Consider the following 26,641-nt stretch of genomic DNA (forward strand, 5'->3'; position numbering starts at 1 on the left):
CGACATGACCGACATCACCATCATCGGCGCGGGCAACATGACCCGCGGCATCGCCACCCGCGCGCTGGCCGGCGGCCACGCCGTCCAGATCCTCGCCCGGGACACCGCAGCGGCGGGCACGCTCGCCGGCGAGCTGCCCGGCACGGTGACCACCGGCCCGATCGGCGACGCCATCACCGGCGAGATCGTCGTTCTCGCCCTGCCCTACGACGCCGCCCTCGCCATCGCCGAGCAGCTGCGCGAGGTCCTCGCCGGCAAGATCGTCGTCGACATCACCAACCCGGTCGACTTCGCCACCTTCGACTCGCTCGTCACCCCGGACGACTCCTCCAGCGCGGAGGAGCTCGCGAAGGTCGTCCCGGCGTCGAAGGTCGTCAAGGCCTTCAACACCACGTTCGCCGGCCCGCTCGTCGCCGGTGAGAGCGACGGGCACAAGCTCGACGTCTTCGTCGCCGCGGACGACGCCGAGGCCAAGGCCGCTGTCGTCTCCTTCGTGGACTCCTCCGGCATGCGGGCGATCGACGCCGGTGCGCTCAAGCGCGCCCAGCAGCTCGAGGGCATGGGCTTCCTGCACATGACCCTTCAGGGCGCGCTCGGCAACACCTGGAGCACGGGCGTCAAGATCGTCGCCGCCTGACCCTTGCCCGGCCCCGCCGCGCTCACCCGCGCGGCAGACCCGGCACCCCGGTGGGCCCTCCGCCGCGGCCCCGTCGTCGCCCCCCTGACGGCCGGGCCGTGACCCCACCGCCTGACCACGACCCGGTCCGCACAGCCGTGCGAGCCGGGTCGTCGTCATGGACGACGAAATATCGACGCCAAGCATCCGGTTCTACCCCCAACGGGTGGGAACGGGGTGGCGAACCCCGGCACACCCGGGACACCCAACCGAAGGAGCAGCATGACCACGTATGCCGTCACCGGAGCGAGCGGACACCTCGGCCGACTCGTCGTCGAGAACCTGCTGGCGAAGGGCGTCGCGGCCGGCGACCTCGTCGCCGTCGCACGGACCACCGAGAAGGTCGCCGACCTCGCCGAGCGCGGCGTCGTCGTGCGGGAGGGCGACTACGACCGCGCCGAGACGCTCGCCACGGCCCTGGCAGGCGTCGACCGGCTCCTGCTGGTCTCCGCCTCCGAGGTCGGCAAGCGGCTGCCCCAGCACACCGCCGTCATCGAGGCCGCCGTCGCCGCGGGTGTGGGCCGGATCGCCTACACCTCGGTGCTGCGTGCGGACGACACGACCCTCGTGCTCGCTCCCGAGCACCAGGCGACCGAAGAGGCCATCGCCAGCTCCGGCCTGCCCCACACGCTCCTGCGCAACGGCTGGTACACGGAGAACTACACCGAGCAGCTGCCGACGTACCTCGCCGCCGGCGTCATCGCCCACGCCGCGGGCGACGGCCGCATCGCCGCCGCGACGCGGGCCGACCTCGCCGAGGCCGCCGCGGTGGCGCTGCTGGAGGACCGGGACGAGCGGGTCGTCCACGAGCTCGCCGGTCCCGCCTTCACCTACGCCGACCTCGCCGCCGCGATCACCGAGGTCACGGGGACCGAGATCGCGGCCAAGGACCTGCCCACCGCGGAGCTGAGCGCCGTGCTGACCGGCGCCGGCCTGGACGAGGGGACGGCCGGCTTCCTCGTCGCGGTCGAGGGCAACATCGTCGCCGGCGAGCTCGACGGCGACCCGGCGGACCTCGAGAAGCTGCTCGGCCGCCCGGCCACCACCCTGGTCGACGCCGTGCGCGCCGCCCGGTCCGTGGTGCCGCAGACGGTCTGACGACCGGCGCGACGGCGCAGGGGTGACGGCGCTGCTCACGCGGCCCTGAACACCCGACCCGGACGCCCGGGCCGACCCACGAGGTGGTGTCGGCCCGGGCGTCCGTCGTCTGACGATCTCCGTCGTGCGAGGGCGTTCTTCATGTGAGGACGTTCCCCCGTGTGAGGGCTCTCGTCGTGAGCGGGCGTCTCTCCCGTGTGAGGGCGTCCGCCGTGATCGGGCGTTTCTCCCGTGTGAGGGCGTCCGCCGTGATCGGGCGTTTCTCCCGTGTGAGGACGTTCCCCCGTGTGAGAGCTCTCGTCGTGAGCGCGCGTTTCTCCCGTGTGAGGGCGTCCGCCGTGAGAGGGCGTTTCTCCCGTGGGAGGGTGTCGCCGTGTGAGGACGTTGCCGTGTGACGTCCTTGTCAGGTAGCGCCGACGCCCTTCAGTCCGCGCCGATGGCCGCGCCGAGCTGTGCAGCTAGCCGCTCCTCGACCGGCACGATCTCGGCAGCCAGCGCCGCCAGCGCCTCGATCGTCTCCGCCGGGTCGTCGGCGGTCGTGGTCGTCCCGGCGAGGTCTGCCAGCTCGGTCCACAGCGTCCCCGCCTCGGCAGCCGTCCCGCTCGCGGCGGAGAGGTCGAGGCCGGCGGGCGCCGCCGCCTCGGCGAGGAACTGCGCATACAGCGGCCGGGTTGCGCCGCCCGACGTGTGGGCCCAGGTGAGACACTCGGCAAGCCGGTGCGTCCCCACGACGAGCGCCTCGGGTGTGCCGAACCGCCGCGCCCACCCCTTCTTGGTGCGTCTGTCGGCGAGATCGTCGGCGAAGCGGCCGATGCCGCTGAGCCCGATGTTGCTGTCGAAGGAGTTCCCGAGGACGGGACCGGTGAGGTGCGCGTGGGTCGTGGTCACCGCCGCCCGCACCGCGCCAGCGAGGTCCGGCGCCCCGGCGGGCGGGTCGACGGTGACGACGGCGAAGCGCCCCTTGCGGTGCGCCGCCCACGCCTCGCCCAGGGGCTGGGCGCCGATGCGGTGCGGCTGCGCGGCGCCGTCGTCGACGAGGTACTCCTCGCCGTCCTTCCCCGCCACGACCACCGGATAGGGATCGGCCGCCTCCACCGCGTCGACCCCGGGGTGCCAGGGCAGCAGCCCCCGGCCGACCGTGATCTCGGCGGCACGGCCGGACTCGAGGGCGGCGTCGAGCTTGGACAGCGCGGTGCCCGCCTTGCTCGAGGTCACCGAGGTGAGGGTCAGCCCGAGGTGCTGCGCCACGGCCTCGAGCCACGGTTGCGGGTGGTGCTGCGCCACGATCGTGAGCAACGGGTGCGGGACCTGTGCGTACTCGAAGACGGCGTACAGGAAGCCGATCCCGCCACCCAGGCCGCAGGCCATAGCCTCGGAGAGGTCGACGCCGGCCTGGGCGAGCAGGTGGCGGGCGAGGCCGGACGGGCGGTGCGCGTCGGCACCGAACGCTGGGTAGCCGGGTGTCAGGCCCGGCAGGCCACGGTCCGCGGCTCGCGCGGTGACGTGGCGGTGGGCGGTGGTGGAGCTCTCGCCGGTGCGCGCCATACGGGTGCGGACCAGCTGCTTGAGGGCTCGACGGTCAGTCATCTCGGTGCTCTCCTGCGACGTCGTGCGTGCTGCCCCCGCGCGGTCGGCACGCCGGTCGCATCGGATGAGAACCGTGTGCTGGTGCCTCTCGCGACGGCATGGTGGCCACCTTCGCCCCCACCTGTGGCCGGCGGGCGCGGGCCGCCGGTCGAGGGAGTCGGGCACGCGAGCGTGCCTGGTGCTCAGCCTACCGGCCTCGGGCGGCTGTGGACCTCACAGCCGCACGGCCTGTGGGGCTTCCGAGCTCTGGAACCGGGCCAGCGCCTGCCGCCGTGCCTCCTGCTCGACCGGGTCGGGGACCGGTACCGAGGCCAGCAGCCGCTGGGTGTAGGGCTCGAGGGGCCGGTGCAGGACCTGCCGGCTCTCGCCGAGCTCGACCAGGCGGCCCCGGTGCAGCACCGCGATGCGGTCCGCGAGCATGCCCACGACTGCGAGGTCGTGGCTGATGAACAGGGTCGCGAAGTCCAGGCGCTGCTGCAGCTCGGTGAAGACCTCGAGCACCTTCGCCTGGACCGAGACGTCCAGGGCGGATGTGGGCTCGTCGGCGATGAGCAGCTCGGGGTCCAGGGCCAGCGCGCGCGCGAGGCTGGCGCGCTGGCGCTGCCCGCCCGAGAGCTCGTGCGGGTACCGCTCGGCGTAGGCGGTCGGCAGGTGCACGGCGTCGAGGAGCTCGTCGACGCGCCTGCGCGCGCCGGCCAGGTCCTTGGCCCGGCCGTGCACGACGAGCGGCTCGGCCACGCACTCGGCGATGGTCAGCAGCGGGTTGAAGCTGGTCCCGGGATCCTGGAAGACGAAGCCGATCCGGGCCCGTAGCGGGCGGAACCGGCGCTCGCGGAAGCCGACCATCTCGTGGCCGAGCACCTCCAGCGAGCCGCCGGTGGCGTGGGTGAGGCCGGCGATGGCGCGCCCGATGGTGGTCTTGCCGGAGCCCGACTCGCCCACCAGGCCCAGCACCTCGCCGGGCGCGATGGCGAAGCTGACGTGGTCGACGGCGCGGAACCCGCCCTGGCCGAGCCGGCCGGGGTAGACGATCTCCAGGTCACGGGCGGTGACGACGGCGGACGTGGTGTTCTCGGTGCCAGGTCCGGGCGCACGCGCCGCCTGAGCATCGTCCGCTGCCGCCTGACGGGTCATCGCTGCCGCTGGCCGGGCCGTCGTCGGCTCGGCCGCCGCTGCCGCTGCCGCTGGTCGGGCTGCCGTTGCCGCCTGCGGGGTCGTCGTCGCCGTCGGCTCGGCCGCCGGTGCTGTCGGCCCGCCTGCCGTTGCCGTCGGCTCGGCTGCCGTCGCCGTCGGACCGGCAGGCGCTGCCGTGGGCGCTGCCGCCGGGACCCCTGCCCCCGCCGGAGCCGCTGGTACGCCTCCCGACCTCGGCACCGCTGGGGCCGACGTTCCGGGGCTCGTGCCCTCGCTCAGGCTCGGTACGGCGGCGAGCAGCGCACGGGTGTACTCGTGGCGCGGCGCGGCGAAGAGCGTGCGCGCGTCGGCCTGCTCGACCACCTCGCCGCGGTACATCACCGCCACCCGGTCGGCGAGGTCGGCGACCACGCCCATGTTGTGCGTGATGAGCACGATAGCGGTCCCGAACTCGCGCCGGACGCGGCGCAGCAGGTCCAGGATCTCGGCCTGGACGGTGACGTCCAGCGCCGTGGTCGGCTCGTCGGCGACGATCACCTTCGGTCCCAGCACCAGGGCCATGGCGATGACGATGCGCTGCTTCTGGCCACCGGAGAACTGGTGGGGGTAGTGGTCCACCCGCTTCTCGGGGTCCGGGATGCCCACGCGGCCGAGGATCTCGACCGCCTTCGCCCGGGCCTGCTTCTTGGAGTGCTGGCCGTGCGCGCGCAGCCCCTCGGCGATCTGCCACCCGACCGTGAACACAGGGTTCAGGGCGGAGGACGGCTCCTGGAAGACCATGGCGACGTCGCGGCCGCGGAGCTGTCGCAGCTCCTGGGCGTCCAGGCTGACGACGTCGCTGCCGGCCAGGAGCACCACGCCGTCGACGGTGGCGGTCTCGGGCAGCAGCCCCAGGACGGACTTGCCGGTGACCGTCTTGCCCGAGCCGGACTCGCCGACGATCGCCAGGACCTCGCCGGGCTCGACGCTCAGGCTCACGCCGTCGACGGCGCGGACCGGCTCGGCGTCGGTGGCGAAGGTGACGTGCAGGTCGCGGATGTCGACGACGGCGCTCATGGCTTCGCTCCTGGGCTCGTGGGGTCGGTGCCCGGCCGGTCGGGCGGGGTGGTGCCGCTCCACCCGGTCTCGTCGGGAGACCGGACGCTGGTGGCGGTGGCCGCGTCCGGCCCGACGGCGTCGCGGGCGATCGCGTCGGCCGTGCCGGCAGCTCTACGGCGGATGCGCAGCCGCGGGTCGGAGAGGTCGTTGAGGCTCTCGCCGACCAGGGTCACGCCGAGCACCAGCAGGACGATGGCCAGGCCGGGGAAGATGCCGGTCCACCAGATGCCGGAGGCGACGTCGGCGATCGCACGGTTGAGGTCGTACCCCCACTCCGCCGCCGCGGTGGGCACGATGCCGAAGCCGAGGAAGCCGAGCCCCGCCAGGGTGAGGATCGCCTCGGAGGCGTTGAGCGTGATGATGAGCGGCAACGACCGGGTCGCGTTGCGCAGCACGTGCCGCGAGAGGATCCGCGGGGTCGACGTCCCGATCACCTGGGCCGACTCCACGAAGGCCTCCGCCTTCAGCCGGACGGTCTCGGCGCGGACCACGCGGAAGTACTGCGGCACGAACACCACGGTGATGGACAGGGCCGCGGCCAGGATGCCGCCCCATCTCGAGGACTGCCCGCCCGAGATGATGATCGACAGCACGATCGCCAGCAGCAGCGCCGGGAAGGCGTAGATGGCGTCGCAGATCGTCACCAGGAGCCGGTCGAGCCACCCGCCGAGGTAGCCGGAGACGAGCCCGAGGAAGATGCCCAGGAAGAGCGAGGCGGCGACGGCGATGATCACCGTGGACAGCGCCGTCTGCGCCCCCCACACCACCCGCGAGAAGACGTCGTAGCCGCCGACGGTCGTGCCCCACAGATGACCGTCGCCGGGCGGGGCCTGACGGGCGAAGCTGCCGGCGTCGTCGGAGAGCTGGCTGTAGGAGTAGGGGGCGATCACCGGTGCGAGGAGCGCGGCGACCACGAAGGCGGCGCACAGCACGAGGCCGGCGACCAGCATCGCGCGCTGGAGCCCGACGCTCTGGCGCAGCTGCCAGACGAGGGGGAGCTTCTTCCAGCGCGGCTCTGCGGCGGCGCCGTGGACGACGGTCTCGGACACGTCAGTACCTCACCCTCGGGTCGATGAGGGCGGCGAGGATGTCGACGAGGAAGTTCGTCACCGCCACGATCACGGCGAGCATCGCGACGATGCCCTGGACCGCCACGAAGTCACGGGAGCCGAGGTACTGGGCGAGCTGGAAGCCCAGGCCGCGCCACTCGAAGGTGGTCTCGGTGAGGATCCCGCCCGCCAGCAGCAGCGCGATCTGCATGCCCATCACGGTGATGATCGGGATCAGCGCCGGCTTGTAGGCGTGCTTGCGCACCAGGCGGAGCTCGGGCACGCCGCGGGAGCGGGCGGCGTCGACGTACTCCCGGCCGAGGGTGCCGATGAGGTTGGTGCGCACGAGGCGCAGGAACACGCCTGCAGTCAGCAGTCCGAGGGCGATGGCAGGCAGCACGGCGTGGGAGAGGATGTCGCTGATGAGGTCCCACCGGCCGGTGCGCAGCGCATCGACGATGTTGATGCCGGTGGAGCCGGAGATCCGGCCGAGGATGAGCTGGACCTCCGGGCTGGCGCGACCGGAGAGCGGGAACCAGCCCAGCCACACCGAGAAGACGAGCTTGAGGAGCAGGCCGGAGAAGAACACCGGCGTCGCGTAGCAGAGGATCGCGAACACGCGCAGGACGGCGTCGGGCCAGCGGTCGCGCAGGTACGCGGCCAGCATGCCGAGCGGGATCCCGACGACGAAGGCGACGATCAGCGCGTAGATCACCAGCTCCAGGGTCGCGGTGCCGTAGGTGACGAGGATGTCGCTGATCTCGCGGTTGTCGGTGATGGTGCGGCCGAAGTCGCCGGTGAAGATCTGTCCGAGGTACTCCAGGTACTGCACCATGATCGGCCGGTCGTACCCGGCGGCGGCGAGCCGCTCGGCGAGCTGCGCCTCGGTCAGCCGACCGCCGACGGAGGCGGTGATCGGGTCACCGGCCACCCGCATGAGGAAGAAGACCAGGGTGACCAGGACGAACACCGTGGGGATGATCAGCAGGAACCGGACCAGCACGTAGCGGCCGAGCCCGGAACCACCCCCACCCTTCACCGGGGCCGCCTCGACTGTCCTGTCGTCGACGATCGTCACAGCGTGTTGCTCCTCTTCCTCGGCCGCGTCGGGTACCCGCCTCCGCGATCAGCGGCCGCGTCTCCGCGAACGTCGGCGCCCCGCACGGCGTGGACGGTACTCCGCACAGCATGGTCGGGGGCCCCCCCCGCAAAGCGTGGTCGGCGCCCCCGCAGGGCGTGGACGGGATGCCGCCGGTCGGCGGCATCCCGTCCAGCAGGTCCGCTCGGTCAGCGACCCAGCGCGGCGTAGCGGAACTTGAACGATGCGTCCAGAGTGTCCGTCACGCCGGTGATGTCCGTGGCGGCGACGGCGACCTGGGCACCCTGCAGGTACGGCACGGTGGACAGGTCCTGGGCCACGAGCTCCTGGATCTGCTCGATCTTGCCCGCCCGCTCGTCGGGGTCGGCCGTCGTGGCCTGGTCGAGGATCAGGTCGTTGACCTCCTGGTTGGCGTAGCCGTTGCCCAGGAAGTTCTCGATCAGGAAGAACGGGGTCAGGTAGTTGTCGGCGTCCGAGTAGTCCGGGAACCAGCCGAGCTGGTACGAGGGATAGTCGGTGAGGCGCTCGGTGGCGTAGGCGTCCCACAGCGAGGAGTTGAGGGTGACGTCGAACAGACCGCCCGCCTCGAGCTGGCTCTCGATGAGCGCGTACTCCAGGTCGGAGGAGTTGCCGTAGTGGTCCGGGCTGAACTGCAGGTTCAGCGCCACCGGCGTCTCGACACCGGCCTCCTCGAGCACGGCCGCGGCGGCGTCGGCGTCCGGGCCGCCCGCGCCGTCGCCGTAGAGCTCCTTGAGAGGCTCGACCGCACCGGTCAGGCCCTCGGGCACGTAGGAGTACAGCGGCGTGAAGGAGCCGTTGTAGATCTCGTTCGAGAGGGCGTCACGGTCGAGGCTGTGGGCGACCGCCTGGCGCACGGCCAGCGCCTTCGCCTCGTCCGCCTCGACGGTCTCGGCGCCGAACGGCTGGGTGTTGAAGTTGAACACGATGTAGCGGATCTCGCCGCCGGGGCCGTCGTGGACGGTGACGTTCTCGTCCTCGCGCAGGTCGGCCAGGTCGGTGGGGGAGAGGCTCCGGAAGGCCACGTCGATGTCGCCCTCCTGCACCGCCAGCTTCAGCGAGGTCTCCTCGGCGTAGTACTGGGCGGTGACCGTGTCGGTCCTGGCGGCGCCGAGGACGCCGTCGTACCCGTCGAACGCCTGGTACTGGATCAGCTCGTTCTCGGTGTAGTCCGTGATCGCGTACTGACCGGCGAAGGCGTTGCCGGAGACGATGTCGTCGGCCGGGGTGACGGCGTCGGGGAGGAAGACGTCCTCGTCGACGATCGGGCCCGCGGGGGAGGAGAGGATCTGCGGGAAGACCTGGTCGTTCTCGCTCTTGAGGTGGAAGACGACGGTGAGGTCGTCGACGACCTCGACGCTGTCCAGGTTGTACAGGAGCGAGGAGGGACCGCTCGGGTCGGCGATGGCGATCTGCCGGTCGAAGGTGAACTTCACGTCCGACGCCGTCAGCTCGTTGCCGTTGGCGAACGTCAGGCCCTCCTTGAGCTTCACCGTGTACTCGGTGGGCGCCGTGAACTCGGCGGACTCGGCGATGTCGGGCTCGACGTCCGGGCTGCCGTAGGGGGTGTTCATGATGAACGGGAACACCTGGTTCTGGACGGCGAAGGAACCGTTGTCGTACGACCCGGCCGGGTCGAGGTTGGTGATCACGTCGGTCGTGCCGACGGTGATGCCCTCGCTGCTGCCGCCGTCGGTCCCGCCGGTGGCGTCGCCGCCGCCGTCCGGGTCCTCGGTCTCGGCGCAGCCGGCGAGCACGAGAGCGAAGGCCGCGGTGGCGCCGAAGACCATTGCGCGGCGGCTCTTTCCAGCAGGTGCCATGGTGATGTCCTCTTCCGCTCTGGCCGGACACACCTTGTGCCCGGCCGCCGAGGTGCATCCGTAATATGTGACGCGCCTCTCGGCTGGGGCACTTGTCTAACACATGTCAGTTCGGCGGCATGAACATGGGGCGCCCGCAGTGCGAAACCGTGACCACATCGTCACCTGGCGGAGCTCCTGGGGCCGAGCGTCAACCTGGCAGAGCTCCCTGGGTCTGATCGTCACCTGGCCGAGCTACTGGGGCTGATCGTCAACGGGGTCGGGCTCTTGGGGCTGATCGTCAACGGGGTCGGGCTCTTGGGGCTGATCGTCAACGGGGTCGGGCTCTTGGGGCTGATCGTCAACGGGGTCGGGCTCTTGGGGCTGATCGTCAACCGGGCCGAGCTCCTGGTCCTGCATGCCGCGGGACCTTGCAGCGTCGGCACGGCTGTGGCCGCGGCGACGGCCTTCCCGTCGGAGTGGATCGGCCCTCGTCTCCGCCGGTCCACAGTCGCCCCGCGACGTAGCGGTAACGTCGCCCCGATGGTCTACGTGGTCGACGCGGTCCTGTTCGATATCGATGGCACGCTCGTGGATTCCACGCCCGCTGTGGAGCGGACGTGGCGGACCTGGGCTCGGCGTCACGGCCTTGACGCCGAGGAGATCCTCCGCGTCTGTCACGGTCGACGTACAGAGGACACGGTCGCGATGTTCGTGCCACAGCCGGACGTCGTCGCGGCTGCGGCTGAGCTGGAGCACCTTGAGCTGCACGACCTCGACGGTGTTGTCGCGCTTCCCGGCGCGGCAGACCTCCTCGATGGCCTTCCCGCCGAGCGCTGGGCCGCGGTGACCTCCGGCTCCCGGGAGCTGATGTGTTCGCGCCTCTCGGCGGCCGGCCTGCCGGTTCCGGAGGTACTGGTCGCGGCGGCGGACGTGATGGTGGGGAAGCCCGATCCCGAGGGCTACCGGAGGGCTGCCGAGGAGCTCGGGGTCGACCCCGCGGGATGCTTGGTCGTGGAGGACGCGCCGGCAGGGATCGCCGCCGGGCGAGCGGCAGGAGCAACGGTCGTCGCCGTATGCACCTCCCACGCTCGTGCCGAGCTCTACGACGCCGATGCGATCGCGGAGACTCTGTTGGACATCACCGTCGCCAGCAGCGCCTCTGGGCTGGACGTAGCCGTCTCCAAGTGACCAGTCGCAACAACGGCACCAGACCTCACGGCACACATCTGTTGCGCACACTGCATCCCAACGCGGCGCTCGGCACCTGCTGCGTGCCTCGGTCCCAGTACGGATCCCGTGCCTCAGTCCCAGTGACGGATCAAGTGCCTCAGTCCCAATGACGGATCCGCTTGCGAGGCACGTTCGCCACACCTACCGGTCGGTGTCTGGCCGATCTTCGGGCGCGATCACGGACCACGGCACCTCGTGCCCCTCGAGCTCTCCCGACAGGGCCGCTCGCGCACACGCACGACCCTGCTCGCGCAGCGATGCCGCCACCGACCAGACTCCCGAGGTGGTGGCCTCTCGCGACCCGTCCCACCCGGTGAGCATCACCTCCCGTTGCGTGCGGCGCACCGTCGAGCGGGCCCCGAGCGCCAGCTCATCGCTCATCGCCAGCACGACGACGGGGCCAGAGTCCTCCAGCGTCTCCAGCAGCATCGCGGCGGCGTCCTCACCCAGCTCGCGCTGGTTGCGCTGCACCACGGCGATCCGCGCGTCGTCCCAGTCCCGCCCGGCCTGGATCAGCGCATCGCGGTAGCCGGCGAGACGGGCCCCGGTGACGGGGAAGGGGACTGCCTGCAGATCCGTCAGGTCAGGGGGCAGGTCGCGGCCGCGCAGGGCGCCGCTGGTGCGGCGTCGGTCCAGGGGGAAGCTGATGATGACGGGGGTCGCCTCGGCCAGGGGCGTGGCCGCCGCGACCGCTGCCGCCGCCGCGCGGTCATCGGGCCCGATGACCGCCAGCCCCGGGTGGGCAGGGCCGCCTTGGACAGCAGCGGGTCGCCCGCTGCTCGCGACGGCGGCCAGCACCGGGTCGTCTGCGACGGTGGTCCACAGCACGTAACCGTCCACTGCCGCTGACAGCACACGGTCGACGTCGGAGGCATCCCCGCGGGTGGGGATCAGCACCACCCCGAGGTCCTCGCTGACGCAGACGTCGGCGACCCCGGCCAGGAACTGGGCCGCCTGCGGGTCGTCGAAAAGGTAGGACAGGTGTTCCCCGACCACCACCCCCAGCTGCTGGGTGCGCCCCGAGCGCAGGGCGCGAGCTGTGCTGTCGGGGCGGTAGCCCAGTCGGGCCGCGGCCTCGAGCACCCGGGTCCGGGTGGACTCGGCTACCCGGGCGGGGTGGTTGAAGGTGTAGGAGACCGTCATCGGTGCAACCCCCGCCTGCGCGGCGACATCTTTGACGGTGGGGCGTAGCCGCGCACGTGTGGACACATCGACAGCATACTTGTGTAACGTTACGACCGTGAGTTCAGACATGGCACCCTCCGCGTCCCGCCCACTCCTCGTCGGCGCTCGTGCCGCCTACGCGCCCTACGCGGCGTTCGCCGCGTTCGGGACCTTCTGGGGCGCCTGGGGAGCTGCCCTGCCCACGCTCCGTACCCAGGCCGGGGTCAGCGAGGGCCATCTGGGCACCGCACTGCTCTTCGTCGGGCTAGGGGCTCTGCCGGCGATGGCCCTGACCGGACGCGCGGTGGACCACTTCGGGCTCCGCGTGGCGGCATGGTTGCTGGCGGCACTCGCCGGTGCCGGCCTGCTCATCACCGCCGGCGCCGACGGGATGGTGCTGCTGGTCATCGGGATGCTCGTGGTCGGCGCCGCCTCCGGTGCCGCGGACGTGGCCATCAACACGCTCGCTGGGCGCGCAGAGCACGCCACCACCAAGCCTCTGCTCACCCGTTCCCACGGGCTGTTCTCCGTGGGCGTGGTCATCGCCAGCCTGTCCACCGGAGCCCTCCTGGGCGCGGAGCTGTCACTGCTCGGGGCCTTCGCCGTGGTCGCGGCGGTGATGCTCGCCCTGGCAACGGTTGCCCTGCTGACCAGCACGTCGCTGCACGTTCCGGCTCACCAGGGAGATGCCGGTGCCCGGGTGGATGCTCGCGAAGGCGCCCGTGAGGAGCAGGTGGCACCGGCAGGCTCCGGCGCGGCCGCGCCCCGTGGTGCACGGGGCTGGGCGGGGCTGCTGCGCCGGATCAGCCCGACCTCGCCGCTGCTGGTCGTCGGCCTGGTCGCCGCCTTGGCCTACGCCATCGAGAACGCCCACCAGAGCTGGGGAGCGGTGATGCTCACCGACGTCTTCGCCGCCTCACCCCAGCTGGCGGCCGCAGCCCCGGCGACTTTCGCCGCCAGCGCCGCGGTGGCACGCCTGAGCCTGGCGCCGCTCTCTCGCAGCCACCCCACCGCGATGCTGCTCGGTGGAGGCATCCTCGCCACCGCAGGCAGCGCGGTGCTGGCCACCGCCCCCTCGGTCGCTGTGGCCCTGGTCGGGCTGGTGCTGGCCGCCCTGGGCACCGCGACGCTGTTCCCCACGCTGCTGAGCCGCAGCCTGCGCGGCACCGACCCTGCTCAGCACGGCCGGGCCACCTCCGCCGTCGCCGCCACCGCCTACCTCGGCTTCCTGCTCGGCCCGGCCTACGTGGGCCTGCTCGCCGAGACCAGCGACCTTCGCGGCGCGCTGCTCGGCGTGGCCGCACTCGGCCTGATCTTCACCCTCACAGCAGCACCGATCAGCGCCTGGGCTGCGAAAAGAGCGCAAACCGCTAGATGACCTCGACGACCTCGACAGTTGTCTCCAGCGATCGGCTCATGAACTCAGGTGACCTGTTCTCTCCAGCGTCGTGGCAACGACCGGCTGGACGCCACACCTCGCGGCGCGCGTGCACCGCCCCGGTCGCCACGCCACGATGAGGCATGGCCATCCGTGAGCAGCCCGAGACGGTGCAGATCGACGGGCGCCGGCTGCGGCTGACCAACCTGTCCAAGGTCCTCTACCCGGCCACCGGCACCACCAAGGCCGACGTCGTGGCCTACCTCGCCGAGATCGCCCCGGTCATGCTGCCGTACTGCTCGGGGCGGGCGACCACGCGCAAGCGTTGGCCGAACGGCGTCGGCACCGCGCAGGAGCCGGGCGAGGTCTTCTTCATCAAGAACCTCGAGTCGTCGGCGCCCGACTGGGTGGTGCGGGCAGACATCCAGCACTCGGGCGGGCCCAAGACCTATCCGTTGGTCGACGACCGGGCCACGCTCGCCTGGCTCGGCCAGGTCGCGGCGCTGGAGATCCACGTCCCGCAGTGGCGCTTCGGCTCCGACGGATCGCCACGTCACCCCGACCGGCTCGTGCTCGACCTCGACCCGGGCGAGGGTGCCGGCCTCGCCGAGTGCGCCGAGGTGGCCCGCCTCGCCCGCTCGCTGCTGCGGGGAATGGGGCTGGAGCCGGTCCCGGTCACGTCCGGCTCCAAGGGGATCCATCTGTACTCCGCGCTGGACGGCTCGCACAGCTCCGACGAGGTCAACGCCGTCGCCCACGAGCTGGCCCGTGCCATGGAGGCCGACCATCCCGACCTGATCGTCTCGGACATGAAGAAGTCCCTGCGGGGCGGCAAGGTGCTGGTCGACTGGTCGCAGAACAACGGCGCCAAGACCACCATCGCGCCGTACTCGCTGCGCGGCCGTCCGCACCCGACCGTGGCCGCGCCGCGGACCTGGGCCGAGCTCGACGCGCCGGACCTCGCGCACCTGGAGTACCCCGAGGTGCTGCGGCTGGTCGGAGAGCGTGGCGACCCCATGGCGGTGCTGCTGGGCGAGCCGGACGAGCCGTACCACGACCCCGGCGAGCGGACCCCGGGCTCGGCCGAGCGCGCCCGGGCCGAGCGTGAGGTGGTCGCGGCCGGCGGGGTGTCGGCGCCCGGGGGACGCTCGGACCGGGCGGCGGGGGACCGGCTGGCCAGGTACCGGTCGATGCGTGACCCGTCCCGGACCCCGGAGCCGGTGCCGGCGTCCGTGGGCGACTCGGGCGGGGAGCTGTCGTTCGTCATCCAGGAGCACCACGCCTCCCGGTGGCACCTGGACTTTCGCCTCGCGCACGACGGCGTCCTGGTCAGCTGGGCGCTCCCGAAAGGGGTGCCGCTGGAGGGGAGGAAGAACCACCTGGCGGTCCAGACCGAGGACCACCCGATGGAGTACGGCAGCTTCGAGGGGACCATCCCGCAGGGCGAGTACGGCGGTGGCGACGTGCGGATCTGGGACGAGGGCACCTACGAGCTGCACAAGTGGCACGAGGGCAAGGAGGTGATCGCCGTCCTCACGGGCCGGCCCGGCGGCGGGCTGGAGACCGACGGGCCCGGCCGCACGGCCAAGCTCGCCCTCATCCATACCGGCGGTCGGGGCGGCGAGGGGGAGCGTAACCACTGGCTCATCCACCTGATGGACGCTGGCGCGTCCGGGGGTGCCGGCCGCGGCGGCGGTGCCAAGGGCGGGGCGGGGCGCGCCCGGGTCCGCGCCGGTGACGGCGCAGAGCCGCAGGGTGGTGACGGCGCAAAGCCGGATAGTGGCGACGACGGGCAGGCCGACGACGGCGAAGGGGCCCGGGACGCGGGCGGCAGCTCGGCGGCGCCCGGCACGACGGCGAGGCCGGCGTTCCGCGGCAGACCACCCCGCCCGATGCTTGCCAGCGCAGGCGAGGTGGGCGATCTCGTCGACGACATCGACTGGGCGCTGGAGATGAAGTGGGACGGCGTCCGCGCCGTCGTCGAGGTCGAGGGCGGCCAGATCCGACTGACCAGCCGCAACGGCAACGACGTCACCAAGCTCTATCCCGACCTTGCCGATGTCGGCGTCTGCCTCGACGGCGTCGCGTCGGCGGTGCTCGACGGCGAGATCGTCGCCCTGGACGGTCGGGGCCGGCCCAGCTTCGCGCGCCTCCAGAAGCGCTTCAACCTCGCCCGGCCGCGCGACATCGCCGCCGCGGCGAAGAGCGCGCCGGTGCACGTGATGCTCTTCGACGTGCTCGCCGTCGGCGGCAAGGACGTCGTCGACGAGACCTACGACGAGCGCCGCCGGCGGCTGCGCGAGGTGGTCGATCCCGACCGCCACCCGCGGCTGGCGGTGCCGGACGCCTTCGAGGGCGACATCGAGGCGGCCATGCGGGCGTCGAACGAGTGGGGGCTGGAGGGCGTCGTGGCCAAGCGCCGCGACTCCCGCTACGTCGTCGGTCGACGTTCGCGCGCCTGGCTGAAGGTCAAGCACACGCTCACCCAGGAGGCCGTGGTGGTCGGGTGGCGGCCCGGCCAGGGCACCCGCGGCGGTGCCGTCGGCTCGCTCCTGCTGGCGGTACCCGGCGACGACGGTGAGCTCCACTACGCCGGCCGGGTCGGCTCGGGTTTCACCCAGCGCGAGGCCAGGGACTGGGTCGACGAGCTCGCGAAGATCGAGCGGCACACCCCGCCGGTGGCAGGCGTGCCTCGGCTCGATGCCCGCGACGCCCGGTGGGTGAGTGCGGAGCGGGTCGCGGAGGTTGAGCTGTCGGAGTGGACCACCGACCGGCGGATGCGCCACCCGAGGTGGCGCGGGTGGCGCCCGGACAAGGCACCGGGGGACGTGGTGGTCGAGGCGCCGGGGTGACGGTGACGCGGGGGCGCCGCACTCTCCATCGTGCGACGCCGGTCCGTCCGGAGACGACTCGAGCCCCTATTCGCGTCCGTCCGATACCGGCCGGCCGGTGCCGTCGTCGTCGAGCGTCTCCTCGACCATCGTGGGCGAGGCGTGGATGCAGACCATCTTCAGCGGGGCGTCGCCGGCGGCGACGAACTTGTGGGGTGTGCGCGGCGCGACCGTGACGATGTCGCCCGGACCGGCGTCGACCTCCTGGCCGTCAGCCGTGATCGTCGCCCGCCCCTCGAGCACCAGCCACGTCTCGGTGTACGGGTGCCGGTGCAGGGCAGGGCCGTGACCGGGGTCGTCGTCGACGAGGTAGAACGAGACGCCGGCGCCGAACCGCTCGCCGATGAACTGTCGCGTCCGCCCGCCGGTGCTCGGCTGGTCCTGCGCCCGGGTCAGCGTGTACATGGCAGATCCTTCCGTCGGGTCGGTCACCCTCATGGAAGGCCATGCCGGCGCCGGACGCGCGTGGGGGAGCGCCGGACGTCCGCCGGCGGCTCAGGCCGCGGGCAGCAGGGGGCGAGGTGGTCCGCCGTGGGCGCGCAGCACCTGCTCCGGGATCGCGCGGGCCAGGGTGACCAGCGCCGGCTCGACCCGCTGGACCGTGCCGGGCACCTTGTCCAGGTCGAAACCCTTGTCCCACAGCAGCACGGAGGATCCGACGATGCGGAGCCGGGCGCCCCGCAGCGCCGGGTCCGTCAGCGCGTCGGCGACGGGGCCACGGACGAGGTCGGTGACGAACCGCTCGTCGGGGGAGGTGATCCGCCAGGTCCTGTCGATCTCCGGGTGCCCGACCGTGACGTCCTGCCCACCTACGGCGGTGGTGAGACCGGCGACGAGCCCGGTGTCGAACGACACCTCCGGCAGCGAGGCCGGCAGGTCGACCCCGACCACGAGGTGGCTGTGCTTCGCGTCGCGACCGTCGGCCATGATCTGGTCGGTGGACTCGAAGGTGTAGTCGAGGAAGAACACGCGCAGGCCGTCCCGGTCCGCGACCGTGACCTCGGAGGCGTAGGACCGCTCGTCCGGCCGGAAGGGTGCGCCGGACCAGTCCTCGGTCGACACCCGCACGGGCAGGCGCTGCCACCCCCCGCGGCGGGCCATGCCCTGCTTCCTCTCCTGGAACCGGTTCTCCTTGCGGGTCTGCAGCCAGACGCCCACGGCGATGACGACCACCAGCCCCAGGCCGAGCAGCCACATCGTCCCCGTGCTCAGTCCCTCACCCACGCCGTCTCCCTCTCCTCGGTCCAGGTCATGTCCTCGAGCATCGTCTCGACGTCCACCACGGCGTGCAGCAGACCCTCGATGTCCGTGCCGCTGATCGTCGTGGTGACGTCGACGGCCCGGTGCGGGCCGACGTGCTGGCGCACCGCGTGACGGAGGATCCCGCCGAGCGGTCCGCCGTCGCCGGCGCGCTCGAAGCGCAGCACGCGCAGGAACTTGCACCCGTCGGCGAGCTCGCCGTCCTCGACCTGCACGGCCCCCACCTCGGCCGGCCGGTCGGCGTCGGTGAGCCCGCGGTGCAGGAGGTGGCGGTTCGCCGCTGTGTCGGTCGCGACGGCGGAGATCTCCAGCAGCATGAGCGCGCCGTGCACGTCCGGCAGGTGGAGGTAGCAGGCCTGCACGTGGTCGGGGTGCGGGAGGTCGGCGACGGCGGCGAGAACCGCACCCAGGCGCTCGACGGTCTCGGGCTCGTCCAGCTGCTGGTCGGCCACCAGGGCGGCGGCCGTCGCGGCGGCCCACTCCTGGGCCGAGGCGTGCACCGCCGTCGGCCAGGCCATCGGCACGCCGACCCACACGCGCGGGTCGGGGGAGACGTTCACGCCCACGTCACACCCACCGCAGCGTGGAGACCATGGCGTCCGCGAGCTCGGTGAGGGCGTCGGCGAGCTCGGCGTCGGGATCGTCGGCCGGCTCGAGCACGGCGAGCGTCAGGGTCAGGAACTGCCGCGGCCTCCCGGGGACTGCGAGCAGGTATCGCACGTGGCGGCTCTGCGCGCCGACGGCAGGCTCCACGTCGGCGTCGAGGACCTGCTGGGCCAGGGGACCGGCGGGCGCACCGGCACTCGTCAGCTCGGCCTCGGTGGCGGCGACGGCGGTCGCGAGGGAGCCGGTGACGTCCCGGCGGGTCACCGTCCGCAGCGCCACCTGGTCACCCACCGCGAGCGGCTTGGCCGCGCTGTCCCGGGCGGCGATCCCCAGCAGGACGTCCTCCTGCGAGGCGTGCGTGGCGGGCACCGTCACCAGGGTCGCCATGATCGACGCCGGGATCGTGAGTCCCTCGACCCGGGCCACCGGGACCAGGAGATCCAGGGCCCCCTTGCCGGCGGCCTCGTCGACGAGCGCGCGGAGGTCCCGGGCGACGCGCCGGCGCACGAGCGGGGCGCTGTCGCGCGCCCCACCGGTCGTGAGACGGGCGACGAGCGACTCGACCTGGGCGTCGACGTCCTGCCCCAGCTCGAGCCGGGCCCAGCCGGGCGGGACGGTGATCGTGTAGATCCGCTCGCTCACGGCGTCGCTCCCAGCGTCTCGCGCACCTGGCCACGGTAGTCGCCGAAGGGCTGCGGCTCACCCAGCGGGTCGTTCCAGTCGAACAGGTAGGGGTTGCCGCCGTTGGACAGCGAGTACTCGGTGAGCTCGTTGTTCACCCAGTCCGTGCCGGCGTCCAGGCCCTGGCCCACGCCCCAGTCCGCGAGGTGGGCGGCGCCCTCGGTGCCGCCGGCCTGGGTGGCCAGCCGGGCGAACTCGCCGTTCGTGTACGCGCCGCCGTAGCTGTCGTTGAGCATGGACATGCGCACGAAGTTGGCGTTGCCGGTCCGGAACGTGCCGGGCACGGCCCTGATCTCGAGCTCGTTCGGGGCGAGCGTCGACGGCGAGAAGAGCGTCCCGGCACCGGTGCGCGCCAGGACCCGGTCGAGGACCCCGCCGGCGACCTTGTTGATGCCCTTGCCGAACAGCTTGCCGAGCTGGCCCTTGGCGACACCGGTGAGGAACTCGATCGCCGACTTCTTGCCGCGCACCACCTGGATGATGTCGACGGTCGTCCTGGCGATCTTGACGACCCGCTGGATCTTCCCGATGAGCGTCAGCACCCGCAGCGCCATGACCAGCAGCCCGCCACCGGGGACGAACAGCAGCACGATCGACGCCACGAGGAGCAGGATCTCGAACTTGTCGAGGATGTCCGAGATCCAGGTCAGGGCAGCCTCGAGGAAGTCGACCAGATCGCCGACGAAGTCGCCGAGCTTGTCCCAGAAGCTGTCCTTGAGAGCGTTGCCGTCCGCGATCTCCTCGATCGCGTTGATGGCGGCGGTGGCCGCGTCCTCCCAGTCGCCGACAGCCTCGTGGATGGTGTCGACGGCGCCCCGGAAGTCGGCCTCGTAGCCGTCGACGGCGGTGCTTGCGGCGGTCAGCGCCTCCTGGGCGGTGGCGCGGGCGGCGGGGTCGGAGCCGGCGAGCTCGACGTCCTCCTGGGCGCGCATCCGCGTGTAGCGCGCAGTGGTGGCCGCCTCCGACGCCGTGGCGGCTGCGGTCAGTGCGGCGTCGGCCTTGATCTGGGCGTCGTCCAGGCCGGTTGCGTAGGTCTGAAGGGCAGCGGCGGTGCCGGTGTAGAGCGGCTCCGCCTTCTCGATCTCGCCGGCGAGCTCGCGGGCGCGCTCCTGGAACTTCTCCACGGCCTTGGACTGCATGCTAATGCTGTCCATGTCACGCAGGCCGCGCGCGGCCGCCGCGATGTGCTCGGCGATCTCGCGGTAACCGCCGGCATAGGCGCGCACGGCCTCCGGATCACCGGGGACGGGGTCCGACGGGTAGTACTCGGTGACCTCCCAGCCGGAGGGGCGCGGGGTGGTCATACCGCCCTCGGGGCGTTGGCCGCCCCGCCCGGCGTGCCGGCGCCGAGCCCCTTCGCGAGCTCGGCGTCCAGCTCTGCGAACGCCTCCGCCACCGTCACCATGGTGCGGCCGAGCACGTCGATGGACTCCACGAGGCGCTCGCGGCTGACGTTCCAGCTGTTCTGGAAGGAGTTGAGCCTGCCGTACAGGCGCGGGTTGCCGACGGCGTCCCCGAGGCCGGGGTTGTCACCGACGGTCCCGGCGGCGAACTCCTCCCGGGTCACCGACAGCGAGTCGGCGGTCTCGAGCAGGAGCTCAGTGTCCAGCCGGAGTTCCTCGTCCATGGGTGCTCCTCGCGGTCAGGGGTGCCCGCGGCACCCGGCTGCGCCTCACTCTGCCGGAAGGATGTGTCCGCAACCAGGGACGAGCACGGGGACTTCTCCCCATCGGCGCGGCGCCGGACGCAGGGGCCCACGTCCTGCGGCGCCGGACGCACGGGCCCACGTCCCGCGGCGCCGGACGCACGGGCCCACGTCCCGCGGCGCCCGACGCACGGGCCCACGTCCTGCGGCGGCGGGATGCACGGCACCCGCAGGTGACGGCCGCGCGCAACGCCGGGTCCGTCAACCGGTCGTGTGAGCCACGTAGTGCCCGAGGACCATGTCCCAGCCGGTGTCGTACGCACGACGGGCCGTCCCGCCGTCCTGGCGGTGCTCCCAGCCGGTGTGGCGCAGCTGGACGCGCGTGCCGTCGGCCGTCTCGGTGAAGCGGACCTCGAGCTCGGTGGCCATCGCGGGCGGCCGGGCGGGGTGCCAGGTCATGACGAACACGGCCGGCGGCTCCCAGCGGGTGAGCGTGCCCCAGGTCTCAGGGCTGCCGCCCATCAGGTGCTCGGTCACCGGCTCGCCGGCCGCCGTGCCGAAAGTGACCCTGCCTCTGGCGACCTCGCCCACCGAGTGCTCGTCGAAGGGCCACCACTTCTCCAGGTCGGTGGTGAACGCGGCGAAGGCGGTGCCGGCGTCCGACGGCACCGTCACCACCTTGACGACCGGGGCGTACGGGTCCTCGTCGACGTCCATGAGCTCCTCCTCGGCTGTGGCCCCGACGTTACCGGTCCGGCGCGGGTGTGAGGGCGAGCAGTGCTGGCGGCTCGTCCGGCGCGCGTGACGCGCGGCACCAGATCGATAGCGTGGGTGGTCGACGATTCCGCCGTCTACCGCCGGGCCTCGGTCGCGCTCCCCGTCCGTTCGCACGCCCGGGCGTCGGACTCTGCGTAGTGGATCCGGATGCCCTCCTGGCCGGCTGCTCGGTCCGGACGGAGCACCAGGTGCTCGTCGTAGTCCCCGCCGTTCTGGTGGCGGTAGGGGACGGGCTCGGTATCTGGCAGCGTCAGGAGGCGGTCGCGGAGCAGTGCCGCGGCGGACTCGAAGCCCGCCTGCGACAGTCCTACGGCGCCGTTGACGACCAGCGGCGGAACCACTGTCATCCCGGTGTACCAGAGCGTCCCGTGCAGGATCGGGAACAGCACGTCGTCGATGTCTCCGTGGATCCCGCGCGGTCCGGTCGTCGCCGCGTTCGCGCCGACGGTCGTGACGACCATGGCCCGCCGGCCGACGAGGCCGCCGTCGCCGTAGCGCAGCGCCCGACCCGTGCGCGGGTCGAGCACGCCCTGGGCGAAGCGCTGCACGAACAGGCGGTCGAACCAGCCCTTGAGGATGGCCGGCATCCCGAACCACCAGAGCGGGAACTGCACGACCAACGTGTCCGCGCGTCGGAGCTTGTCCTGCTCCCGACGGATGTCGGCGCGCAGGCCTCCCGACTCCAGCGCCCGCTGCGACTCCTCGAGGACGTCGAGCCGTTCGGCGGGGTCGTGCCCGAAGTCGTCGTGGTCGACGACCGGGTCCCAACCCATCGCATACAGGTCGGACTCGACCACGTCGTGGCCGTGCGCCCGCAGCACGGCGACACCCTCGTCGCGCAGCGCGCCGTTCAACGAACGCGGATCAGGATGGGCGGACACCCACAGCACCTGCACCGTGCACCTCCAGGTCGGTCGTCGTCTCCCGCGCAAACACCCCACCACGGTCACACCTTCCCGCGCGACGTCCGGTGCGTTCAGGTCACGGCGTCACGACGTCACGGCAGAGCGGAGGATCTCGGGCGGCGGTTGGCGGAGTTCATACGCTTGACGGAGGGGCACCAGCCCGCGACGGCGAGAGGCCGCCGTCGCTCGACGCTCTCGACGTCGCTCAGCGCTCTCGGACGTCGCCCAGCCCGTCGACCGACGCGTTCACCTCTGCCCCACCGGAGTGCGTGACGGAGCCGGTGCCGTCGACCTGGGCCTCGAGCGCCCCGGTGACATGGACGTCCGCGCCGCCCGTGCCGTTCACGACCACCACCGCGTCCTCGGACTCGAGCTCGGTGCCATCGTAGCCGCCGGTGCCGTCGATCCTCACCGACTGCGCGCCGGCCGTGCCGAGGAGCGTGATCCCACCGGTGCCGTCGATCTCCACGAGCAGGTCCTCGACGTCGACCCCCTCGGCGCGCACGTCCCCGGTGCCGTCCACCGCCACGCGCAGGCTGCGGGTCGGCGTCAGGACGGCGTCGACGTCGCCGGTGCCCTCGACGGTGATCCCGTCGACCTCGGGCAGCACCAGCTCGTACTCGATGCGCCCGACGTCGCCGAGGAAGGCGCCGCTGCGGATGCCGAGGACGAGGACGCCGTCGCGCACGTCGGTCACGAGCCGCTCGTGGGTGCTCTCGCGGGCGGTGACCGTCAGGGACGAGCTCTCGCCGGTGCGGATGCTCAGGTCGCCGGTGCCCTCGAGGTGCACGGCCGTGACGGCGGCGTCGACCTCGTGGTCCTCGGTGACCGTCGGGCCGGACGGGCTGCCGATCGACGCGCAGCCGGTGAGCACCAGTGCCGCCGTCGCGAGGAGGGGGAGCGCCTTGGTGGTGGGGTGCAGGGACATCGGGGACCTCGATCGTGATGGGCTCGACTCGGTGATGCCTCGAGTCTTCCCGCACCGTTGACGCGCCGGTATCGGCCATGGTCCTGATTGCGACCCTGAGATCTCCCTGAGCCGGTCCCGGACTGGTACCCGTGCCGCGCGTTCGGCCTGGACCTCAGGTCCGGGCGATCCCGCCGACGCCCCGTAGGGTCGGCGCGTGGTGGCTGACCGGGTCCGGCGGGCGTATGCGGCGCGCGCCGCCGAGTACACGGCGGTGCTGGGGTCGATCGATGCGGTTGCGGGGCCGGACCGCGAGCTGGTGCTCGCCTGGGCGAAGGGCCTGGTCGGGCGGGTGCTCGACGTCGGGTGCGGTCCTGGCCACTGGACGGATCTCCTGCGCCGGTCCGGTGTGGACGCCGAGGGCGTCGATCCGGTGGCGCAGTTCATCGACGGCGCCCGCGAGAGGTACCCGGGCGTTCCGTTCCGGGTCGGCCGGGCGGACGCGCTCGGGGTCGAGGACGGGACGCTCGGCGGAGTCCTGGCGTGGTACTCCCTGATCCATACCGAGCCGGATGACGTCGACGCCCAGCTGCGTGAGTCCTCACGAGCGATCGCGCCGGGTGGCGGTCTGCTGATCGGGTTCTTCGAGGGGCCGGCCGTGGAGCCGTTCGAGCACGCGGTGACCGCCGCGTACCGATGGCCGGTCGAGGAGCTCGCCGACCGGGTGGCCGCGGCGGGGTTCGACGTGACCGGCCGTCACACGCGGACCGACGAGGGAGCGCGACCGCACGGCGCGATCGTCGCCGTCCGTCGGCGCGAGTGAGGTTAACCGGCGGTGGCGCCGGCTGTTCGGTCGGCTGTGGGTGGCCAGGTCCAGGTCCAGGTCCAGGTCCAGGTACAGGGCAGGTCCAGGTCCAGGGCAGGTCCAGGTCCAGGGCAGGTCCAGGTCCAGGTCCAGGTCCAGGGCGGGCGTCCGAGGCGGCAGCGTCTGCCCACGACCGCGAAGGTGACCTCGACGTCCCCGGCCACGGCCGGCTGTCGCCTGCTCCGCAGCGTCGACGCCGCCCGTGAGACGGCTCGGCCGCGTCAGGTATGGGCTGTTGCGGACGAGCGGAGGTGCTCGGCGAGGAGCTTGGCGACCGGCCCCGGCGGCCATGCCCCGATCCCGCCGACGGCCACCACCGGCAGCGCACCGATGACGGCGTTCGTCACGAAGACCTCCCGTGCTCCAGCCAGGTCGGGCAGAGAGAGCCGCCCTTCGACGACGGGCACGTCGGCCTCGGCGAGCACGGCCAGGGCGCGGGCACGGGTGACGCCGGGCAGCAGTCGTCCGTCCAGCGCGGGCGTGCGGACGGTGCCGTCGGCGTCGACGAGGTAGATGTTGGCGCGGCCCGTCTCGAGGACGGAGCCGTCGACGTCGACCAGGAGGGGCTCGTGGGAGGCGGTCCAGGGGGCGCCGTCGGGGGAGGGGAGATCGAGCCGGGACCGGTCGGCCCACTTGTGCGCGCCCATCCCGCCCGGCAGGACCACCGGCGTCAGCCGCCACGGCGCCGGTGGGCCGGCGGGCAGGGGCGCCCACGACAGATCGATCCTGAGGTCGTCCCCCGCCGGCGCGGCGTCGACGCGCAGCCGGTGCGATCCCAGCTCGGCGGCGGCCGTGCGGACCCGGTCGACCACGTCCTCAGGGAGCGGTCGGCGGTACAACACCTCCGCGCTCCTGCTCAGCCTGCCGAGGTGGGCCGGGAGGTCGACCGGGACGCCGTCGTCGACCCGCATCGTGGTGAAGACGCCCGCTGCCGGGTCGACGCCGACCGTCGAGTCCATGTCGGCAGGGTCGGTGCTGGAACGGTCGGTGCCGGCAGGGTCGGTGCTGGAACGGTCGGTGCCGGCCGGGGGACTGGTGCCGGCAGGGTCGGTGTCGACGGGGGGACTGATGTCGGCTGCCAGGTCGGGGCCGGCCGGGGGACTGGTGCCGGCAGGGTCGGTGCCGGCCAGGGGACTGGTGCCGGCAGGGTGGGAGCCGGCCACGGGCCTGGTGCCTGCTGCCAGGTCGGGGCGACGACGGGCTCGCTCGCTACGCCGGGCCAGGTGGCCGGCCCACTCCGCCGTGAGCGCGTCGTCGAGGCGTGCGCCGACGGCTGCCAGCAGGGGCAGTGCCTTGACCAGCGTTTCGTGGGCCTCGTCGTCGGGGTCGGACTCGGCGACCACCCCGCCGCCGGCACCGAGCCAGACGCGGCCGGCCGCGAACTCGAAGGTCCGGATCGCCACATTGAGCACGAGCCCCTGCGGGCTCGCGTAGCCGACGGCGCCCGTGTAGACCTCGCGGGCCGAGCGTTCGAGGGTGTTGACGATCTCCATCGCCCGCACCTTGGGGGCGCCCGTGCACGACCCGGGCGGGAAGGTGGCCCGGAGGAGGTCGCCGTCGTCGGTGCCTGCGCGGAGGGTGGCGCGGACGTCGGAGACGAGGTGGCGGACGCCGGTGTGCTCCTGGACCCGGGCCAGGGCGTCGACCGAGACGGTGCCCGGCACGGCGACCCGGCCGAGGTCGTTGCGCATGAGGTCCACGATCATGACGTTCTCGGCTCGGTCCTTGCCCGACGCCGACAGCGCCGCCGGGTCCGCGTCGAGGGCGGCGGTGCCCTTGATGGGGGACGTCAGCACCGCGCGGCCGGTGCGGCGCAGGAAGAGCTCGGGGGAGAGGCTCGCGACCGCGCCGTCGGGCAGCCGGAGGAACGCCCCAAATCGTGGCCTGAGGGTCTCGACGCCGGCGCAGAACAGGTCGAGCGGGTCGCCGCTGAAGTCCGCGGACAGCCGACGGCAGACGTTGACCTGGTAGACATCCCCGGCGGCGATGTGCGCCTGGGCGCGGGCGACCGTGGCGGCGTGCTCGGCCCCGGAGGCGTCGGAAGTCACCGGTCCGACGCGGTACGGCTGCGCCCGTCCGTTCTCAGGAGCCGCCGACATGTCGGCTCTCGGCCGGCCCCTCGGGGGCGCGGCGTCAGCGAGAGTGCCGGCCGCGTGCCTGACGGCGGCGCGGGCGTTCTCCACCCGATGCGGATCAGCACCGGGCAGGTGCTCGAGGAGCCAGCGCCCGGAGGCATCACGGCGCAGCACGCAGTCGTAGAAGCCCAGGTGCGCGTCCGGCAGCGGGGCCGGCCTCGGTGGTGGCGCCGGCAGGGTCTCGACGGCGGAGCCCAGCTGGTAGCCGAGGTAGCCGATCCACCCGCCGCCGAGCACGGGCGACGTCGTCGTTCGCTCCGCCGGCTCGGCCCGCGGGTCTGCCGGGAGCTCGGCCTGCGGGCCTGCCGGAAGCACAGTCTGCGAGTCAGTCGCAGGCTCGGGCGGGGAGCCGGCCGGAAGCTCGACCGGTGAGTCGGTCGCAGGCCTGGCCGGGGAGCGGTCGGGGTGCGGGTCGCTCGATGCGAGCGGGTCCGTGGTCAGGGTGGTGAAGGGGTCCGCCCCCGGCTCGAGCGTCGTGAGCGGGTCGAAGGCGATCACCGCGCCGCCGTCGCACCAGTCGCCGACGAGCACGACGAGACCCGGCCGGTCCCGCAGGGCGCGGGCCAGCCGGGTCGGGCTCGTCTCGGTGCCGAGCTCTGGCACCTCGGTGTCGGTCGGTCTCATCGTCGTCTTCCG

22 protein-coding genes and 1 pseudogene are annotated in these 26,641 nt (G+C 72.7%); 6 read left to right on the top strand and 17 right to left on the bottom strand.

The features are described 5' to 3' along the window. The first annotated feature begins 4 nt into the window (after positions 1 to 4). Entirely contained in the window at positions 5 to 637 is a 633-nt protein-coding gene (locus GD748_RS13980; protein ID WP_152195837.1) for an NADPH-dependent F420 reductase, read from the top strand. Between the two features lie 261 nt (positions 638 to 898). Then, positions 899 to 1,774 (top strand): SDR family oxidoreductase, encoded by an 876-nt coding sequence (locus tag GD748_RS13985; protein ID WP_152195838.1) that lies wholly within the window; start codon positions 899 to 901, stop codon positions 1,772 to 1,774. A 423-nt stretch (positions 1,775 to 2,197) separates the two neighbouring features. Here GD748_RS13985 and GD748_RS13990 read toward each other — a convergent pair whose 3' ends face one another. The 6 genes from GD748_RS13990 to GD748_RS19980 form a co-directional block, all read right to left on the bottom strand. Beyond that, positions 2,198 to 3,361: a BtrH N-terminal domain-containing protein gene (locus tag GD748_RS13990; protein ID WP_152195839.1), complete on the bottom strand. Its 1,164-nt coding sequence runs from the start codon at positions 3,359 to 3,361 to the stop codon at positions 2,198 to 2,200. A gap of 213 nt (positions 3,362 to 3,574) precedes the next feature. Beyond that, the gene (locus GD748_RS13995) at positions 3,575 to 5,551 is read right to left on the bottom strand and encodes a dipeptide ABC transporter ATP-binding protein (protein ID WP_152195840.1); all 1,977 of its coding nucleotides are present in this window, start codon (positions 5,549 to 5,551) and stop codon (positions 3,575 to 3,577) included. Then, on the bottom strand, positions 5,548 to 6,642 hold the full coding sequence (locus GD748_RS14000) for an ABC transporter permease (RefSeq protein ID WP_226921387.1): 1,095 nt from the start codon (positions 6,640 to 6,642) through the stop codon (positions 5,548 to 5,550). Before GD748_RS14000 ends, GD748_RS13995 begins: the two co-directional genes overlap by 4 nt. A 1-nt stretch (position 6,643) precedes the next feature. After that, the gene (locus tag GD748_RS14005) at positions 6,644 to 7,720 is read right to left on the bottom strand and encodes an ABC transporter permease (protein WP_405002688.1); all 1,077 of its coding nucleotides are present in this window, start codon (positions 7,718 to 7,720) and stop codon (positions 6,644 to 6,646) included. Positions 7,721 to 7,929: 209 nt separating this feature from the next. Then, positions 7,930 to 9,579: an ABC transporter substrate-binding protein gene (locus GD748_RS14010; protein ID WP_152195841.1), complete on the bottom strand. Its 1,650-nt coding sequence runs from the start codon at positions 9,577 to 9,579 to the stop codon at positions 7,930 to 7,932. A gap of 221 nt (positions 9,580 to 9,800) precedes the next feature. Next, entirely contained in the window at positions 9,801 to 9,953 is a 153-nt protein-coding gene (locus GD748_RS19980; protein WP_226921389.1) for a hypothetical protein, read from the bottom strand. 148 nt (positions 9,954 to 10,101) lie between these two features. Between GD748_RS19980 and GD748_RS14015 the strand changes: the two genes are divergently transcribed. After that, positions 10,102 to 10,749, top strand: a complete 648-nt coding sequence (locus GD748_RS14015) for an HAD-IA family hydrolase (RefSeq protein WP_152196213.1) — start codon at positions 10,102 to 10,104, stop codon at positions 10,747 to 10,749. Between the two features lie 183 nt (positions 10,750 to 10,932). Here the strand turns inward: GD748_RS14015 and GD748_RS14020 are convergent, their stop codons facing one another. Then, on the bottom strand, positions 10,933 to 12,045 hold the full coding sequence (locus GD748_RS14020) for a LacI family DNA-binding transcriptional regulator (protein ID WP_152195842.1): 1,113 nt from the start codon (positions 12,043 to 12,045) through the stop codon (positions 10,933 to 10,935). Between GD748_RS14020 and GD748_RS14025 the strand changes: the two genes are divergently transcribed. Further along, positions 12,032 to 13,333, top strand: coding sequence for an MFS transporter (locus GD748_RS14025; RefSeq protein WP_152195843.1), 1,302 nt, complete (start codon positions 12,032 to 12,034; stop codon positions 13,331 to 13,333). The two genes, GD748_RS14020 and GD748_RS14025, sit on opposite strands and share 14 nt — an antisense overlap. Positions 13,334 to 13,476: 143 nt before the next feature. Beyond that, positions 13,477 to 16,185, top strand: coding sequence for an ATP-dependent DNA ligase (locus tag GD748_RS14030; RefSeq protein WP_152195844.1), 2,709 nt, complete (start codon positions 13,477 to 13,479; stop codon positions 16,183 to 16,185). Between the two features lie 66 nt (positions 16,186 to 16,251). Here GD748_RS14030 and GD748_RS14035 read toward each other — a convergent pair whose 3' ends face one another. The 9 genes and pseudogenes from GD748_RS14035 to GD748_RS14075 all read right to left on the bottom strand — a co-directional run bounded on the left by GD748_RS14035 (position 16,252) and on the right by GD748_RS14075 (position 23,026). Continuing rightward, positions 16,252 to 16,629: a cupin domain-containing protein gene (locus GD748_RS14035; protein ID WP_152195845.1), complete on the bottom strand. Its 378-nt coding sequence runs from the start codon at positions 16,627 to 16,629 to the stop codon at positions 16,252 to 16,254. 90 nt (positions 16,630 to 16,719) lie between these two features. Continuing rightward, positions 16,720 to 17,448: a hypothetical protein gene (locus GD748_RS14040; protein ID WP_152195846.1), complete on the bottom strand. Its 729-nt coding sequence runs from the start codon at positions 17,446 to 17,448 to the stop codon at positions 16,720 to 16,722. Next, positions 17,433 to 18,044 (bottom strand): hypothetical protein, encoded by a 612-nt coding sequence (locus GD748_RS14045; protein ID WP_152195847.1) that lies wholly within the window; start codon positions 18,042 to 18,044, stop codon positions 17,433 to 17,435. The genes GD748_RS14040 and GD748_RS14045 overlap by 16 nt, the downstream gene beginning before the upstream one ends. 7 nt (positions 18,045 to 18,051) lie before the next feature. Continuing rightward, positions 18,052 to 18,732 carry a hypothetical protein gene (locus GD748_RS14050; protein ID WP_152195848.1) on the bottom strand — a complete coding sequence of 227 codons (681 nt, stop codon included), beginning with the start codon at positions 18,730 to 18,732 and terminating at the stop codon, positions 18,052 to 18,054. A 788-nt stretch (positions 18,733 to 19,520) separates the two neighbouring features. Then, a pseudogene (locus GD748_RS20270) lies at positions 19,521 to 20,075 on the bottom strand (putative T7SS-secreted protein); the annotation flags it as partial. Then, positions 20,072 to 20,398: a hypothetical protein gene (locus GD748_RS14060; protein WP_152195850.1), complete on the bottom strand. Its 327-nt coding sequence runs from the start codon at positions 20,396 to 20,398 to the stop codon at positions 20,072 to 20,074. The pseudogene GD748_RS20270 and the gene GD748_RS14060, both read right to left, overlap by 4 nt. Positions 20,399 to 20,677: 279 nt before the next feature. Continuing rightward, positions 20,678 to 21,133 carry an SRPBCC domain-containing protein gene (locus tag GD748_RS14065; RefSeq protein WP_152195851.1) on the bottom strand — a complete coding sequence of 152 codons (456 nt, stop codon included), beginning with the start codon at positions 21,131 to 21,133 and terminating at the stop codon, positions 20,678 to 20,680. A 134-nt stretch (positions 21,134 to 21,267) separates the two neighbouring features. Then, the gene (locus GD748_RS14070; protein ID WP_152195852.1) at positions 21,268 to 22,089 is read right to left on the bottom strand and encodes an NAD(P)H-dependent oxidoreductase; all 822 of its coding nucleotides are present in this window, start codon (positions 22,087 to 22,089) and stop codon (positions 21,268 to 21,270) included. Between the two features lie 214 nt (positions 22,090 to 22,303). Beyond that, positions 22,304 to 23,026 carry a GIN domain-containing protein gene (locus GD748_RS14075; RefSeq protein WP_152195853.1) on the bottom strand — a complete coding sequence of 241 codons (723 nt, stop codon included), beginning with the start codon at positions 23,024 to 23,026 and terminating at the stop codon, positions 22,304 to 22,306. Between the two features lie 196 nt (positions 23,027 to 23,222). On the opposite strand from GD748_RS14075, the gene GD748_RS14080 reads away from it, so the two are divergent. Next, the gene (locus tag GD748_RS14080; protein ID WP_152195854.1) at positions 23,223 to 23,828 is read left to right on the top strand and encodes a class I SAM-dependent methyltransferase; all 606 of its coding nucleotides are present in this window, start codon (positions 23,223 to 23,225) and stop codon (positions 23,826 to 23,828) included. Between the two features lie 263 nt (positions 23,829 to 24,091). On the opposite strand, the gene GD748_RS14085 is transcribed toward GD748_RS14080, so the two are convergent. Then, entirely contained in the window at positions 24,092 to 26,629 is a 2,538-nt protein-coding gene (locus tag GD748_RS14085) for a bifunctional anthranilate synthase component I family protein/aminotransferase class IV (RefSeq protein ID WP_152195855.1), read from the bottom strand. Between the last annotated feature and the right edge of the window lie 12 nt (positions 26,630 to 26,641).

The sequence above is a fragment of the Georgenia subflava genome (genome assembly GCF_009193155.1).
Classification (GTDB): Bacteria; Actinomycetota; Actinomycetes; order Actinomycetales; family Actinomycetaceae; genus Georgenia; species Georgenia subflava.

What these genes read in the sequence shown, in the direction of transcription:
- GD748_RS14010 (WP_152195841.1), bottom strand. Translation starts at nt 9,579, where the DNA reads ATGGCACCTGCTGGAAAGAGCCGCCGCGCAATGGTCTTCGGCGCCACC.
- GD748_RS13980 (WP_152195837.1), top strand. Translation starts at nt 5, where the DNA reads ATGACCGACATCACCATCATCGGCGCGGGCAACATGACCCGCGGCATC.
- GD748_RS14060 (WP_152195850.1), bottom strand. Translation starts at nt 20,398, where the DNA reads ATGGACGAGGAACTCCGGCTGGACACTGAGCTCCTGCTCGAGACCGCC.
- GD748_RS14030 (WP_152195844.1), top strand. Translation starts at nt 13,477, where the DNA reads ATGGCCATCCGTGAGCAGCCCGAGACGGTGCAGATCGACGGGCGCCGG.
- GD748_RS14015 (WP_152196213.1), top strand. Translation starts at nt 10,102, where the DNA reads ATGGTCTACGTGGTCGACGCGGTCCTGTTCGATATCGATGGCACGCTC.
- GD748_RS14020 (WP_152195842.1), bottom strand. Translation starts at nt 12,045, where the DNA reads ATGTCTGAACTCACGGTCGTAACGTTACACAAGTATGCTGTCGATGTG.
- GD748_RS14035 (WP_152195845.1), bottom strand. Translation starts at nt 16,629, where the DNA reads ATGTACACGCTGACCCGGGCGCAGGACCAGCCGAGCACCGGCGGGCGG.
- GD748_RS13995 (WP_152195840.1), bottom strand. Translation starts at nt 5,551, where the DNA reads ATGAGCGCCGTCGTCGACATCCGCGACCTGCACGTCACCTTCGCCACC.
- GD748_RS13985 (WP_152195838.1), top strand. Translation starts at nt 899, where the DNA reads ATGACCACGTATGCCGTCACCGGAGCGAGCGGACACCTCGGCCGACTC.
- GD748_RS14065 (WP_152195851.1), bottom strand. Translation starts at nt 21,133, where the DNA reads ATGGACGTCGACGAGGACCCGTACGCCCCGGTCGTCAAGGTGGTGACG.
- GD748_RS14075 (WP_152195853.1), bottom strand. Translation starts at nt 23,026, where the DNA reads ATGTCCCTGCACCCCACCACCAAGGCGCTCCCCCTCCTCGCGACGGCG.
- GD748_RS13990 (WP_152195839.1), bottom strand. Translation starts at nt 3,361, where the DNA reads ATGACTGACCGTCGAGCCCTCAAGCAGCTGGTCCGCACCCGTATGGCG.
- GD748_RS14085 (WP_152195855.1), bottom strand. Translation starts at nt 26,629, where the DNA reads ATGAGACCGACCGACACCGAGGTGCCAGAGCTCGGCACCGAGACGAGC.